Raw genomic sequence first — 12,634 nt, 5'->3', positions numbered from 1 at the left:
TCAGTCGGCGGCGGTTTTCGGATTTTCCGGAACCGCCGCCGGCGCTTCGGGCGGGCGAGCCGCATACCAGGCCGAAACCGCCGCGATCTGCGGATCGGTGAGGCCATGGGCGGCGGCGAGCATCGGATTGATCGGGTCGCCGCCATCGCGCTGGCCGGCGCGAAAAAGCGCCAGCTGGTCCCGCAGATACCAGACATTCTGACCGGCGATGGCCGGGTACAGTTTGCTGTCGGCGCGGTTGATTGCGTGGCAGATCTGGCAGGCGTTGACGCGCGCGGCGGGAATCCCCTTGTTGGCGATCTGTTCGCCGAGCGCCAGTTGTGCGGGTGTGGCCGCAAACTGTGGTGACGGGCGGCGCGGCATGGCGCCGAAGGCGGCGGTCAGCGCGTCGATCTGGGCGTTGGTCAGCTGCGCGGCGACCGGCTGCATATAGCCGCTGTGCCGCGCGCCGGTGGCGAACTGGGTCAGCGCCTTCTTGAAGGTGACGCGGTCGAGCAGCGTCAGGTTGGGGAACGGCGCCCCGGCGCGGCCGGCACCGTCGGCGCCATGGCATTGCACACAGGCCAGCGTCGGATCGGCGCCGATGCTGCCGCGGCCGAAGGCGACGGCGGGGCGCGACACGCTGTAGTCCGGCACGGCATCGGTGCCGCCGTTGTTCATGGCGATATCGGGGTGGTAGCTGCCTTCGCCCTGCGCCGGGGCGGCGGCCGGGACCGGGTCCGGTGTCATGCCGGCAAGGGCCTGGTAGCGGGCGTTGTCGAGCCCGGGCAGGGCGCGCAAGAAGGCGACGATCGACCAGACCTCGTCATCGCGGCTTTGCGTCGTCCAGGCCGGCATGGCGCTGTACTTGACCCCGTGCTTGACGATCCAGAACAGCCCGGATGCATCGAACAGCTTGGCCTGGGTCACCAGATACTGCGGCTGCGGGCGCAGTGCGAGCGCCACCGGGCTTTGGCCGAACCCCGGGCCGGCGTGGCAATTGGCGCAGACCCGGCTGTAATAGACCGCACCCTTGATGATTCGGGGCTCCGAATCGAGGTCGGCAGGTGGGGTGAGATCCGCGCTGTGGTGGGCGACCGAGCGGTTGAAGACATAATGGAGAAACGTCGCCCAGCCTTGCGGGTGCGGCGTCGAGGCGGTCAGGTCGAGAACGCCCGAAGTGACGGTGACGACGCCGATGATCGCTGCCGCGCCGCCGGCGACGAGCGCCGGGCCGAACCACTGTGTCACACGGGCAGGGAACAGGGTGGCGAGGATCGTGCGGCGCTGCGACAAGTCGGCTTCCTTCCCTGACGGTCCCGCCGCCGGGCACTGCCGACGGGCCATGCATTGTCTACGTGGGAGGCACCCCAGGCGCTACCTATGCGAAGGGTTGCCCTGGCCCGCGCCGGGGAATGGCGTTGACGGCGAGAGCGGGTTCGATTAAAGGCCGCGCTCCCGCCCGTGGGCTTTGTGGTCCGGCCCTGCCGTGCCCTGGCCCTGCGGTTGCGAGAATGGAAACGACAGGTTGCGCCGCGCGCGATGGGCTTTCTTCATCAGGAGCCTTTCGCGCTTATGCCATGGGACAAGTCCCGTGGGCGGGGTTGATCTGGAGTAGGTGGCATGCAGCCACCGAACAGACAGGATGACAAAAGCACGATGCCGACGATCAACCAGCTGATCCGCAAGGGTCGCGAGCCGCAGAAGGCCCGCAACAAGGTGCCGGCCATGGAGGCCTGCCCGCAGAAGCGTGGTGTTTGCACCCGCGTCTACACGACGACCCCGAAGAAGCCGAACTCGGCGCTTCGCAAGGTTGCCAAGATCCGTCTTACCAATGGCTTCGAAGTCATCGGCTACATTCCCGGCGAAGGCCACAATCTTCAGGAGCACTCTGTGGTCCTGATTCGCGGCGGCCGCGTCAAGGATTTGCCCGGTGTGCGTTACCACGTCCTGCGCGGCGTTCTCGATACCCAAGGTGTCAAGAACCGCAAGCAGAGCCGGTCGAAGTACGGCGCCAAGCGTCCCAAGTAAGAAGGATCAGAGAAAATGGCCCGTCGTCGTCGCCCAGAGAAGCGCGAAATCCTGCCCGATCCCCGTTTCGGGGATGTGGTGCTCAGCAAGTTCATGAACCTCGTCATGTACGAGGGCAAGAAGTCGGTCGCCGAAGCGATCGTCTATTCGGCGCTCGAAACCATCGAAGCCAAGAGCCGGCGCGAGCCGGTCGGCGTCTTCCACGATGCTCTCGCCAATGTCCGTCCGGGCATCGAGGTGCGCTCGCGCCGTGTCGGTGGCGCCACCTATCAGGTGCCGGTCGAAGTGCGTCCGGAGCGTTCGCAGGCACTCGCCATCCGCTGGCTGATTGCCGCCGCGCGCAAGCGCAGCGAGCACACCATGGCGCAGCGACTGTCGGGTGAGCTGCTCGATGCAGCGAACAATCGCGGCGCCGCCGTCAAGAAGCGCGAAGATTCGCACCGGATGGCCGAAGCCAACCGTGCGTTCTCGCATTATCGCTGGTAGTCAGAACCACTTCGGCGCCGCCTGCTCCGGCGGCGCCGCAAACCTTTTGCTGGTAGAAGAATCATGGCTCGCACCACCCCGCTCGACCGCTATCGCAACATCGGCATCATGGCGCATATCGACGCCGGGAAGACGACGACGACCGAGCGGATCCTCTATTACACCGGCAAGTCCTACAAGATCGGCGAAGTGCACGAAGGCACCGCGACGATGGACTGGATGGAGCAGGAGCAGGAGCGCGGCATCACCATCACGTCGGCCGCGACGACGTGCTTCTGGAATGACCACCGCATCAACATCATCGACACGCCGGGCCACGTCGACTTCACCATCGAAGTCGAACGCTCGCTGCGCGTGCTCGATGGCGCGGTGGCGTGCTTCGACGGCGTGGCCGGGGTCGAGCCTCAGTCCGAAACGGTGTGGCGCCAGGCGGACAAGTACAAGGTTCCGCGCATGTGCTTCGTCAACAAGCTTGACCGCACCGGCGCCAATTTCGACCGCTGCGTGCAGATGATCAAGGATCGCCTCGGCGCGCGTCCGGCGGTGCTGTATCTGCCGATCGGCCTGGAAGGCGATTTCATCGGTCTGGTCGATCTGGTCGAGAACCGCGCCATCGTGTGGCTGGAAGAATCGCTGGGTGCCAAGTTCGAGTACAAGGACATTCCGGATCATCTGAAGGACGCTGCCGCCGTTGCGCGTTCGGAGCTGATCGAAATGGCCGTCGAGCAGGACGATGCCTTGATGGAATCGTACCTTGAAGGGACCGAGCCGACGACGGCCGAATTGAAGGCGCTGATCCGCAAGGGCACGCTGGCATTCGCGTTCGTTCCGGTGCTGTGCGGTTCGGCGTTCAAGAACAAGGGTGTGCAGCCGCTGCTCGACGCGGTCGTCGACTATTTGCCGAGCCCGCTCGACATTCCGCCGATGCACGGCATCAATCTGAAGGACGAGGACGAGATCCGCGAAGCCTCGGATGATGCGCCTTTCTCGGCGCTCGCCTTCAAGATCATGACCGATCCGTTCGTCGGGACGCTGACGTTCGCCCGCATCTATTCGGGAAAGATGGAAGCCGCCTCCACCGTGCTTAACTCGGTCAAGGACAAGCGCGAGAAGATCGGCCGCATGCTGCTGATGCATGCCAACAACCGCGAAGACATTAAGGAAGCCTATGCCGGCGACATCGTCGCGCTGGTCGGCCTCAAGGACGTCACCACCGGTGACACGTTGTGCGCGCCGCTGAAGCCGATCGTTCTGGAACGGATGGAATTCCCCGACCCCGTCATCGAGGTCGCTGTGGAGCCCAAGACCAAGGCCGACCAGGAGAAGATGGGCATTGCCCTCAACCGCCTGGCGCAGGAGGATCCGTCCTTCCGCGTGACGTCGGACATGGAATCGGGCCAGACGATCATCAAGGGGATGGGCGAGCTCCATCTCGAGATCCTCGTCGACCGCATGCGCCGCGAATTCAAGGTCGAAGCCAATGTCGGCGCGCCGCAGGTGGCGTACCGCGAATCGCTCGCCCGCAAGGTCGATGTCGACTATACCCACAAGAAGCAGTCGGGCGGTTCGGGCCAGTTCGGCCGGATCAAGTTCACCGTCGAGCCCGGCGAGCGCGGCACCGGCATCATCTTCAAGGACGATGTCAAGGGCGGCAACATTCCGAAGGAATATATCCCGTCGGTCGAGAAGGGCATTCGTGAAGTTGCGGCTTCGGGCTCGCTGATCGGCTTTCCGATCATCGATTTCGTCGCGACTCTGTACGACGGCGCCTATCATGACGTCGATTCGTCGGCACTGGCGTTCGAAATCACCGGACGTGGCGGCATGCGCGAAGCGGCAACCAAGGCCGGTATCAAGCTGCTCGAGCCGGTGATGAAGGTCGAAGTCGTGACCCCGGAAGATTATCTGGGTGATGTCATCGGCGATCTCAACTCGCGTCGGGGCCAGATCCAGGGCACCGACACGCGCGGCAACGCGCAGGTGATCGAGGCGCAGGTGCCGCTGGCGAACATGTTCGGTTACGTCAATCAGCTGCGCTCGATGAGCCAGGGTCGGGCGCAATATACGATGCAGTTCAGCCATTACGAGGAAGTGCCCTCGAACGTGGCGGAGGAGATCAAGCTCAAACTGGCTTGATTTATTCCTGAACGCCGCTAGTCAGCGCGCCTTGCGGTTGCGCTGATTCGACCGGCGTCCGATCAGCGACAGCTGAAACAGACTTCACGACATATGTTTTAGGAAAAGGGTTCGGCCATGGCCAAAGCAAAGTTCGAGCGGAACAAGCCGCACTGCAACATCGGCACCATCGGTCACGTCGACCATGGCAAGACCTCGCTGACCGCAGCGATCACCAAGGTGCTGGCCGAAACCGGTGGCGCCACCTTCACCAGCTATGCCAACATCGACAAGGCACCTGAGGAGCGCGAGCGCGGCATCACCATTTCGACGGCGCACGTCGAATATGAAACCGCTGCCCGTCACTATGCCCACGTCGATTGCCCCGGCCACGCCGACTATGTGAAGAACATGATCACCGGCGCCGCGCAGATGGACGGCGCTATCCTCGTCGTGTCGGCCACCGATGGCCCGATGCCGCAGACCCGTGAGCACATCCTGCTTGCAAAGCAGGTCGGCGTGCCCGCCATGGTCGTCTTCATGAACAAGGTCGATCTCGTCGACGACGCCGAAATCCTCGAGCTCGTCGAGCTGGAAATCCGCGAACTGCTGTCGAAGTATGATTTCCCGGGCGACGATATCCCGATCACCCAGGGTTCGGCCGTGTGTGCCCTTGACGGCAAGCGCGACGACATCGGCCATGACGCCGTCCTCAAGCTGATGCAGACGGTCGACGAATATATCCCGCAGCCGGAGCGTCCGCTCGATCGTCCGTTCTTGATGCCGATCGAAGACGTGTTCTCGATCTCGGGTCGTGGCACCGTCGTCACCGGCCGTGTCGAATCGGGCATCGTCAAGGTTGGCGAGGAAATCGAGATCGTCGGTATCCACGACACCCGCAAGACCGTCTGCACGGGCGTCGAAATGTTCCGTAAGCTGCTCGACCAGGGTCAGGCCGGCGACAACATCGGCGCGCTGCTGCGCGGCGTTGGCCGTGACGACGTCGAGCGTGGCCAGGTGCTCTGCAAGCCCGGCTCGATCAAGCCGCACACCGAGTTCACCTCGGAAGTCTATGTGCTGTCGAAGGACGAAGGCGGCCGTCACACGCCGTTCTTTGCCAACTATCGCCCGCAGTTCTACTTCCGCACGACCGATGTTACCGGCACCGTCGAACTGCCGGAAGGCACCGAGATGGTCATGCCCGGCGACAACGTCCAGCTGAAGGTCAAGCTGATCGCTCCGATCGCCATGGACCAGGGCCTGCGCTTCGCAATTCGCGAAGGTGGCCGCACTGTCGGCGCCGGCGTGGTTGCAAGCATCATCAAGTAAGGCTATAGGGCCGTTTCCTTCGGGAGGCGGCCCGATTCGTCTGGCCTGGTTTAACCCTTCGAAGCCCGTCTTTTTCCGGACCGGTGCATCCCGCCTAAAAGGCGGGTCGTGCCGGTCCTGAATATTTGAATAGAGTGTGATTTAGGTTCCATGGACACGCAGAACATTCGCATCCGCCTGAAGGCTTTTGATCACCGTGTGCTCGATATGGCCACGGGCGAGATCGCCGACACGGCGAAGCGTACCGGTGCTGCCATCCGCGGCCCGATCCCGCTGCCGACGCGCTTCGAGCGGTTCACCGTCAACCGGTCGCCGCACGTCGACAAGAAGAGCCGCGAACAGTTCGAAGTCCGGACCTACAAGCGCCTTCTGGATATCGTCGACCCGACCCCGCAGACCGTGGACGCGCTGATGAAGCTCGACCTGGCTGCCGGTGTCGATATCGAGATCAAGCTCGGCAAATAAGCCGGACAGACATACGCGGAGCGAACTTCTGGGCCCAGCCGCCTCAAACAAAGCTGAGCCCGACACGCCCCCGACCATGATGGGACGGGGCCTCTGATGAGAAAGGAATTGGTCATGCGCACAGGCGTGATCGCGAAGAAGATGGGGATGACGCGGGTTTTCCGCGACGATGGCCGGCACGTTCCGGTCACGGTCCTCGCTCTCGAGAACAATCAGGTTATTTCGGTTCGCACCACGGATGTGGACGGCTATGTTGCTGTCCAGCTCGGTGCCGGGACCAAGAAGGCCAAGAACACCACCAAGCCGGAGCGCGGCCATTTCGGCAAGGCCGAAGTCGAGCCCAAGGCCAAGGTCGCCGAATTCCGCGTGTCGGAAGACGCGCTGCTCGAAACCGGCGCCACCATCTCTGCTGACCACTTTGTTCCGGGCCAGCTGGTCGACGTCACCGGCGTTACCCAGGGCAAGGGCTTCCAGGGCGGCATGAAGCGCTGGGGCTTCGGTGGTCTGCGTGCCACCCACGGCGTCTCGGTCTCGCACCGTTCGCTCGGTTCGACCGGGCAGCGCCAGGATCCGGGCAAGGTCTTCAAGGGCAAGAAGATGGCCGGTCACATGGGTGACAAGCAGCGCACCCAGCAGAATCTGGAAATCGTCTCGACCGATGTCGAGCGTGGTCTGTTGTTCGTCCACGGCTCGGTGCCGGGGTCGAAGGGCGGTTGGCTGTTGATCAAGGATGCGATCAAGGTGGCGCGTCACGCCGATGCGCCTTATCCGGCGTCGCTCAAGACTGCTGCAAATGACGTTGCTCCGATCGAAGTCGCTGATGCGCCGGTCGAAGTCGACGCCACCGAAAACACGGAGGCCTGAGGCACATGAAGGTTCAGGTCAAAACCCTGGCCGCGGCGGATGCCGGCGAGATCGAATTGTCGGATGCCGTCTTCGGCAAGGAACCGCGGCTCGACATTCTGCACCGCGTCGTCACCTGGCAGCTCGAAAAGCGTCGTGGCACTGCACGCGGCGCACGTGAGCGTTCCGATGTGCGGCGTACCGGCAAGAAGCTGGGCAACCAGAAGGGCGGCGGTACGGCGCGCCACGGCAACCGTGCAGCACCGCAATTCATCGGCGGCGGCAAGGCCCATGGCCCGCGTGTCCGCGACTTCAACCCGGGTCTCAACAAGAAGATCCGCACCCTTGGTCTCGCCACCGCGTTGTCGGTCAAGGCGGCCGAAGGCAAGTTGCTGATCATCGAGGATCTGGCGATCAGCGAAGCACGCACCAAGGCCTTCATCACCGTGATGGCGGGCCTTGGCATCACCAACGGCCTGTTCATCGACGGTGCCGAGGTCAATGCCAGCTTCCGCCACGCTTCGGCGAATGTTCCGCACATCGACGTGCTGCCGGCGATCGGCGCCAACGTCTATGACATCCTCAACCACGACACGCTGGTCCTGACCCGCGCTGCCGTCCAGGCACTGGAGGCCCGGGTCAATGGCTAAGGCACCCACCAAGACCGGGGCGATCGAGCTCAAGCACTACGACATCGTGGTGAAGCCGGTCATCACCGAAAAGTCGACGCTGGTCAGCGAATACAACCAGGTTGTGTTCAAGGTCGCCAACGGCGCGTCGAAGCCCGAGATCAAGGCCGCCATCGAAGCGCTGTTCAGCGTCAAGGTGCTCAGCGTCAACACGCTGATCCAGAAGGGCAAGACCAAGCGCTGGAAGGGCAAGGAATATCGTCGTTCCGACGAAAAGAAAGCGATCGTGACGCTCGCCGACGGCGACCGGATCGACGTGACCACGGGGATCTGATCCGATGGCATTGAAGAACTACAATCCGACGAGCCCGGGCCGCCGCGGCCTGATCCTCGTCGACCGTTCGGGCCTGTTCAAGGGTCGTCCGGTCAAGGCGCTGACCGAAGGTCTGCGCAAGTCGGGTGGCCGCAACAACATGGGCCATGCGACGGCGCGCGGCATCGCCGGTGGCCACAAGCAGCTGTATCGCATCGTCGATTTCAAGCGCCGCACCTGGGACGTCACGGCGTCGGTCGAGCGTCTGGAATATGACCCCAACCGTTCGGCATTCATCGCGCTGGTGAAATATCCCGATGGCAACCAGCAGTATATCATCGCGCCGCAGCGCCTCGCCGTCGGCGATGTCGTCACCGCCGGCAAGAAGGTCGACGTCAAGCCCGGCAATGCGATGGAAATCGGCTCGATGCCGGTTGGCACCATCGTTCACAATGTCGAGCTGAAGCCCGGCAAGGGTGGCCAGCTGGCACGTGCCGCCGGCACGTTCGTGCAGGTTGTCGGTCGTGACAAGGGCATGGTCATCATCCGCCTCAACTCGGGTGAGCAGCGTTATGTGCGTTCGGAATGCATGGCCACCGTCGGTGCCGTGTCGAACCCGGACAACAGCAACCAGAACCTTGGCAAGGCCGGCCGCAACCGCTGGCTGGGCCATCGCCCGCTGACGCGTGGTGTTGCCAAGAACCCGGTCGACCATCCGCACGGCGGTGGTGAAGGCCGGACCTCGGGCGGCCGCCATCCGGTGACGCCATGGGGCAAGCCGACCAAGGGTGCCAAGACGCGTTCGAACAAGTCGACCGACCGGATGATCATCCGTTCGCGTCACGCCAAGAAGAAGAGGTAAGGCCAGATGAGCCGTTCCGTCTGGAAGGGTCCGTTCGTGGACCTCAACGTCCTGAAGAAGGCCGAAGCCGCACAGGCTGGCGGTGGTGGCCGTGGTCCGATCAAGACCTGGTCGCGCCGTTCCACCATCCTGCCGTCGTTTGTCGGCCTGACCTTCAGCGTCTACAATGGCAAGAAGTTCATCCCGGTCTCGGTCAACGAGGACATGGTCGGCATGAAGCTGGGTGAATTCGCGCCGACGCGCAACTTCCCCGGCCACGCCGCCGACAAGAAGGGCAAGCGCTGATGTCGAAGCCGAAATCTCCCCGCAAGGTCGGCGACCGTGAAGCGCTGGCCGTTGCCACCTCGATCCGTGGCTCGGCCTACAAGCTGAACCTGGTTGCAGGGCTCATTCGCGGCCGCAAGGTCGGCGATGCGCTCAACATCCTGCAGTTCTCGACGAAGGCGATGGCCATCGACGTGCGCAAGGTGCTGGCCTCGGCCGTCGCCAATGCCGAAAACAACCACAACCTCGATGTCGACGCGCTGATCGTCAAGGAAGCCAGCGTCGGCAAGGCGCTGGTGATGAAGCGCTTCACGCCGCGTGCCCGTGGTCGCGCTGCCCGCATCGAAAAGCCGTTCAGCCGCCTGCGCGTCGTCGTCCGCGAAATGGGCGCCGAAAACGATAGCGCCGCTGGGAGCGAAGCATAATGGGTCACAAAACCTCCCCCATCGGTCTGCGCCTGCAGATCAACCGTACTTGGGACAGCCGCTGGTTTGCCCGTGGCAACGAATATGGCACGCTGTTGCTTGAGGATCTGCGCATTCGCGAGTTCATCGTGAAGACGCACGCCCAGGCTGCGATCTCCAAGGTCGTGATCGAGCGCCCGGCGAAGCTGGCGCGCGTGTCGATCTATGCTGCCCGTCCGGGTGTCATCATCGGCAAGAAGGGTGCGGATATCGAGAAGCTGCGCAAGCAGATCGGCGCGATGACCAAGAGCGACGTGTCGCTCAACATCGTCGAGATCCGCAAGCCGGAAGTCGATGCCAAGTTGGTCGCCCAGGGTGTTGCCGATCAGCTGGAGCGTCGTATCGCTTTCCGCCGCGCCATGAAGCGTGCGGTGCAGTCGGCACTGCGTCTGGGTGCCGAAGGCATCAAGATCACCTGCTCGGGCCGCCTTGGCGGGGCCGAAATTGCGCGTACCGAATGGTATCGCGAAGGCCGGGTGCCGTTGCACACGCTGCGCGGGAACGTCGATTATGCCGAAGCCCAGGCCCATACGGCCTATGGCGTTTGTGGTATCAAGGTTTGGATTTTCAAGGGCGAAATCCTTGGGCACGACCCGATGGCGCAGGACCGTCTGATGATGGAATCGCAGACCTCCGGCGTGCGTCCGGCTCGCTGAGGTATTTGACATGTTGCAACCAAAGCGCACCAAGTTCCGCAAGCAGTTCAAGGGTCGCATCCACGGCGATGCTAAGGGCGGCACCGCGCTGAACTTCGGCTCCTTCGGCCTGAAGGCCATGGAACCCGAGCGGATCACGGCTCGCCAGATCGAAGCCGCACGCCGTGCCATTTCGCGCCACATCAAGCGCGCCGGCCGGTTGTGGATCCGCGTCTTTCCGGACGTTCCGGTGACGTCGAAGCCGGCTGAAGTCCGCATGGGCAAGGGCAAGGGCAACCCGGAATTCTGGGTTGCTCGCGTCAAGCCCGGCCGGATCATGTTCGAGCTCGACGGCGTGCCGCACGATGTCGCGGAAGGCGCCTTCGAACGCGCGGCAGCCAAGCTGCCGATCAAGGTCAAGATGGTGGTTCGCCTCGGCGAACCCGTCGGGACGCAGGACTGAGTATCATGGCACAGATCAAGCAAGCGGACCTGAAGGTCCAGACCGACGACCAGCTCGCGACGGCTCTCCAGGAGCTGAAGCGCGAGCAGTTCAACCTGCGCTTTCAGGCGGCTACCGGCCAGCTGGAAAAGCCGGGCCGTATCCGTGAGGTGCGCCGCACCATCGCGCGCATCAAGACGCTGCAGGCTGGCCGCAAGCCCGCCGCTGCGCAGCCGGGAGCCTGAATATGCCGAAACGCGTCCTCCAGGGCACCTGCGTGTCCGACAAGGGTGACAAGACGGTCGTTGTCCTGATCGAGCGCAAGGTTGCGCACCCGGTCTATGGCAAGATCATCCGTCGTTCGAAGAAGTATCATGCCCATGACGAGGGCAACACGGTCAAGGCTGGTGACATGGTCCGCATTGAAGAATGCGCCCCCATTTCCAAGCTCAAGACCTGGAAGGTCATCGGCAATGGCGCCGATGTCGCAAATAATGAAGGATCGACCAAATGATCCAGATGCAGACGAACCTCGACGTCGCTGACAACAGCGGTGCCAAAAGGGTGATGTGCATCAAGGTGCTGGGCGGATCGAAGCGTCGCTTTGCCGGCGTCGGCGATGTCATCGTCGTTTCGGTCAAGGAAGCGCAGCCCAAGGGCAAGGTCAAGAAGGGCGACGTGCATCGTGCCGTCGTCGTTCGCACCGCCAAGGACATCCGCCGGGCCGATGGCTCGGTCATCCGTTTCGATGGCAATGCCGCCGTGCTGATCAACAAGAACGAGGAGCCGATCGGCACCCGTATCTTCGGGCCGGTGGTGCGTGAACTGCGCGCCTCGGGCCACATGAAGATCATCAGCCTTGCGCCGGAGGTGCTGTAATGAGCGCCGCGAAGATCAAGAAGGGCGACAAGGTCGTCATCCTGTCCGGCAAGGACAAGGGCAAGCACGGCGAAGTGACCAAGGCGTTTCCGAAGGAAATGAAGGTCCTCGTCGGCGGCGTCAACATGATGACCCGCCACAGGAAGCCCTCGCAAGCCAACCCCCAGGGTGGCCTGGAGCGTATCGAAGCGCCCATGCACATCTCGAAGGTGGCGATCGAGGACCCGAAGACCGGCAAGCCGACCCGCGTTGGCTTCAAGGTCCTGGATGATGGTCGCAAGGTGCGTGTCGCCAAGCGGTCGGGAGAGCAGATCGATGGCTGATTCCGCAAATCTGACGAAGATGCAGCAGCTGTACGTGGACAAGGTCCGCGCCCAGATGATCGAGCAGTTCGGCTACAAGAACCTGATGGAAGTCCCGAAGATCGAGAAGATCGTGCTCAACATGGGCGTCGGCGAAGCCACCCAGGACAAGAAGAAGGTCGACAAGGCCGCCGAGGAAATGGCGCTGATCGCGGGCCAGAAGCCCGTCATCACCAAGGCCAAGAAGTCGGTCGCGACCTTCAAGCTGCGCGAAGGCATGCCCATCGGCTGCAAGGTTACGCTGCGCCGTGAACGGATGTACGAGTTTCTCGACCGGCTGATCACGGTAGCGCTGCCGCGCGTCCGCGATTTCCGCGGGCTCAACCCCAAGTCGTTCGACGGCCGCGGCAACTATGCCATGGGCTTGAAGGAACAGATCATCTTTCCGGAAATCAACTATGACCGGATCGACAGCGTCCGCGGCATGGATGTGATCATCACGACGACGGCGAAGACTGACGACGAAGCCCGTGCGCTGCTGAAGGCGTTCGGTTTCCCGTTCATCCAGCCCGCCGCTGAAAAGAAGGCCGCCTGAC

At 63.1% G+C, this 12,634-nt stretch carries 19 protein-coding genes; 18 read left to right on the top strand and 1 reads right to left on the bottom strand.

Annotation, left to right across the window (positions count from 1 at the left end; translation table 11 throughout):
- The gene (locus GGQ62_RS09720; RefSeq protein WP_167649562.1) at positions 1–1,275 is read right to left on the bottom strand and encodes a c-type cytochrome; all 1,275 of its coding nucleotides are present in this window, start codon (positions 1,273–1,275) and stop codon (positions 1–3) included.
- Positions 1,276–1,638: 363 nt separating this feature from the next.
- Here GGQ62_RS09720 and rpsL point away from each other — a divergent pair, with 363 nt between their 5' ends.
- The 18 genes from rpsL to rplE all read left to right on the top strand — a co-directional run bounded on the left by rpsL (position 1,639) and on the right by rplE (position 12,633).
- Positions 1,639–2,010 (top strand): 30S ribosomal protein S12, encoded by a 372-nt coding sequence (gene rpsL / locus GGQ62_RS09715; protein WP_152577498.1) that lies wholly within the window; start codon positions 1,639–1,641, stop codon positions 2,008–2,010.
- Between the two features lie 15 nt (positions 2,011–2,025).
- Positions 2,026–2,496, top strand: a complete 471-nt coding sequence (gene rpsG / locus GGQ62_RS09710) for a 30S ribosomal protein S7 (protein WP_152577499.1) — start codon at positions 2,026–2,028, stop codon at positions 2,494–2,496.
- Between the two features lie 63 nt (positions 2,497–2,559).
- The gene (gene fusA / locus GGQ62_RS09705; protein ID WP_152577500.1) at positions 2,560–4,632 is read left to right on the top strand and encodes an elongation factor G; all 2,073 of its coding nucleotides are present in this window, start codon (positions 2,560–2,562) and stop codon (positions 4,630–4,632) included.
- A 117-nt stretch (positions 4,633–4,749) separates the two neighbouring features.
- On the top strand, positions 4,750–5,940 hold the full coding sequence (gene tuf / locus GGQ62_RS09700; protein ID WP_152577501.1) for an elongation factor Tu: 1,191 nt from the start codon (positions 4,750–4,752) through the stop codon (positions 5,938–5,940).
- A gap of 150 nt (positions 5,941–6,090) precedes the next feature.
- The gene (gene rpsJ / locus GGQ62_RS09695; RefSeq protein WP_152577502.1) at positions 6,091–6,405 is read left to right on the top strand and encodes a 30S ribosomal protein S10; all 315 of its coding nucleotides are present in this window, start codon (positions 6,091–6,093) and stop codon (positions 6,403–6,405) included.
- A 114-nt stretch (positions 6,406–6,519) separates the two neighbouring features.
- On the top strand, positions 6,520–7,269 hold the full coding sequence (gene rplC / locus GGQ62_RS09690) for a 50S ribosomal protein L3 (protein ID WP_152577503.1): 750 nt from the start codon (positions 6,520–6,522) through the stop codon (positions 7,267–7,269).
- Positions 7,270–7,274: 5 nt separating this feature from the next.
- Entirely contained in the window at positions 7,275–7,898 is a 624-nt protein-coding gene (gene rplD, locus GGQ62_RS09685) for a 50S ribosomal protein L4 (RefSeq protein WP_152577504.1), read from the top strand.
- Positions 7,891–8,211, top strand: a complete 321-nt coding sequence (locus GGQ62_RS09680; RefSeq protein WP_152577505.1) for a 50S ribosomal protein L23 — start codon at positions 7,891–7,893, stop codon at positions 8,209–8,211. The genes rplD and GGQ62_RS09680 overlap by 8 nt, the downstream gene beginning before the upstream one ends.
- A 4-nt stretch (positions 8,212–8,215) precedes the next feature.
- The gene (rplB, locus tag GGQ62_RS09675) at positions 8,216–9,052 is read left to right on the top strand and encodes a 50S ribosomal protein L2 (RefSeq protein ID WP_152577506.1); all 837 of its coding nucleotides are present in this window, start codon (positions 8,216–8,218) and stop codon (positions 9,050–9,052) included.
- A gap of 6 nt (positions 9,053–9,058) precedes the next feature.
- Positions 9,059–9,337: a 30S ribosomal protein S19 gene (gene rpsS / locus GGQ62_RS09670; RefSeq protein WP_152577507.1), complete on the top strand. Its 279-nt coding sequence runs from the start codon at positions 9,059–9,061 to the stop codon at positions 9,335–9,337.
- Positions 9,337–9,741, top strand: coding sequence for a 50S ribosomal protein L22 (rplV, locus tag GGQ62_RS09665; protein ID WP_152577508.1), 405 nt, complete (start codon positions 9,337–9,339; stop codon positions 9,739–9,741). Before rpsS ends, rplV begins: the two co-directional genes overlap by 1 nt.
- Positions 9,741–10,436 (top strand): 30S ribosomal protein S3, encoded by a 696-nt coding sequence (gene rpsC / locus GGQ62_RS09660; RefSeq protein ID WP_152577509.1) that lies wholly within the window; start codon positions 9,741–9,743, stop codon positions 10,434–10,436. Before rplV ends, rpsC begins: the two co-directional genes overlap by 1 nt.
- Before the next feature lie 10 nt (positions 10,437–10,446).
- The gene (gene rplP, locus GGQ62_RS09655; protein WP_152577510.1) at positions 10,447–10,878 is read left to right on the top strand and encodes a 50S ribosomal protein L16; all 432 of its coding nucleotides are present in this window, start codon (positions 10,447–10,449) and stop codon (positions 10,876–10,878) included.
- Between the two features lie 5 nt (positions 10,879–10,883).
- Complete coding sequence (gene rpmC, locus GGQ62_RS09650) at positions 10,884–11,102, top strand: 50S ribosomal protein L29 (RefSeq protein ID WP_152577511.1); 219 nt, start codon at positions 10,884–10,886, stop codon at positions 11,100–11,102.
- Between the two features lie 2 nt (positions 11,103–11,104).
- Positions 11,105–11,371: a 30S ribosomal protein S17 gene (gene rpsQ, locus GGQ62_RS09645; protein WP_152577512.1), complete on the top strand. Its 267-nt coding sequence runs from the start codon at positions 11,105–11,107 to the stop codon at positions 11,369–11,371.
- Positions 11,368–11,736, top strand: coding sequence for a 50S ribosomal protein L14 (gene rplN / locus GGQ62_RS09640; protein WP_152577513.1), 369 nt, complete (start codon positions 11,368–11,370; stop codon positions 11,734–11,736). The genes rpsQ and rplN overlap by 4 nt, the downstream gene beginning before the upstream one ends.
- Entirely contained in the window at positions 11,736–12,059 is a 324-nt protein-coding gene (gene rplX / locus GGQ62_RS09635; RefSeq protein WP_152577514.1) for a 50S ribosomal protein L24, read from the top strand. The genes rplN and rplX overlap by 1 nt, the downstream gene beginning before the upstream one ends.
- A complete protein-coding gene (rplE, locus tag GGQ62_RS09630) occupies positions 12,052–12,633 on the top strand; it encodes a 50S ribosomal protein L5 (protein ID WP_152577515.1) in 582 nt (193 codons plus the stop codon). Before rplX ends, rplE begins: the two co-directional genes overlap by 8 nt.
- The last annotated feature ends 1 nt before the right edge of the window (position 12,634 follow it).

The sequence above is a fragment of the Polymorphobacter fuscus genome (genome assembly GCF_011927825.1).
Taxonomy (GTDB): Bacteria; Pseudomonadota; Alphaproteobacteria; order Sphingomonadales; family Sphingomonadaceae; genus Sandarakinorhabdus; species Sandarakinorhabdus fusca.
Note: the sequence above shows the minus strand (reverse complement) of the source record. Positions and strands in the feature narration are given on the sequence as shown.

Bases quoted from the DNA above. Each gene is read 5' to 3' on its own strand.
- rpsL (WP_152577498.1), top strand. From the start codon at position 1,639: ATGCCGACGATCAACCAGCTGATCCGCAAGGGTCGCGAGCCGCAGAAG.
- rpsG (WP_152577499.1), top strand. From the start codon at position 2,026: ATGGCCCGTCGTCGTCGCCCAGAGAAGCGCGAAATCCTGCCCGATCCC.
- fusA (WP_152577500.1), top strand. From the start codon at position 2,560: ATGGCTCGCACCACCCCGCTCGACCGCTATCGCAACATCGGCATCATG.
- tuf (WP_152577501.1), top strand. From the start codon at position 4,750: ATGGCCAAAGCAAAGTTCGAGCGGAACAAGCCGCACTGCAACATCGGC.
- rpsJ (WP_152577502.1), top strand. From the start codon at position 6,091: ATGGACACGCAGAACATTCGCATCCGCCTGAAGGCTTTTGATCACCGT.
- rplC (WP_152577503.1), top strand. From the start codon at position 6,520: ATGCGCACAGGCGTGATCGCGAAGAAGATGGGGATGACGCGGGTTTTC.
- rplD (WP_152577504.1), top strand. From the start codon at position 7,275: ATGAAGGTTCAGGTCAAAACCCTGGCCGCGGCGGATGCCGGCGAGATC.
- GGQ62_RS09680 (WP_152577505.1), top strand. From the start codon at position 7,891: ATGGCTAAGGCACCCACCAAGACCGGGGCGATCGAGCTCAAGCACTAC.
- rplB (WP_152577506.1), top strand. From the start codon at position 8,216: ATGGCATTGAAGAACTACAATCCGACGAGCCCGGGCCGCCGCGGCCTG.
- rpsS (WP_152577507.1), top strand. From the start codon at position 9,059: ATGAGCCGTTCCGTCTGGAAGGGTCCGTTCGTGGACCTCAACGTCCTG.
- rplV (WP_152577508.1), top strand. From the start codon at position 9,337: ATGTCGAAGCCGAAATCTCCCCGCAAGGTCGGCGACCGTGAAGCGCTG.
- rpsC (WP_152577509.1), top strand. From the start codon at position 9,741: ATGGGTCACAAAACCTCCCCCATCGGTCTGCGCCTGCAGATCAACCGT.
- rplP (WP_152577510.1), top strand. From the start codon at position 10,447: ATGTTGCAACCAAAGCGCACCAAGTTCCGCAAGCAGTTCAAGGGTCGC.
- rpmC (WP_152577511.1), top strand. From the start codon at position 10,884: ATGGCACAGATCAAGCAAGCGGACCTGAAGGTCCAGACCGACGACCAG.
- rpsQ (WP_152577512.1), top strand. From the start codon at position 11,105: ATGCCGAAACGCGTCCTCCAGGGCACCTGCGTGTCCGACAAGGGTGAC.
- rplN (WP_152577513.1), top strand. From the start codon at position 11,368: ATGATCCAGATGCAGACGAACCTCGACGTCGCTGACAACAGCGGTGCC.
- rplX (WP_152577514.1), top strand. From the start codon at position 11,736: ATGAGCGCCGCGAAGATCAAGAAGGGCGACAAGGTCGTCATCCTGTCC.
- rplE (WP_152577515.1), top strand. From the start codon at position 12,052: ATGGCTGATTCCGCAAATCTGACGAAGATGCAGCAGCTGTACGTGGAC.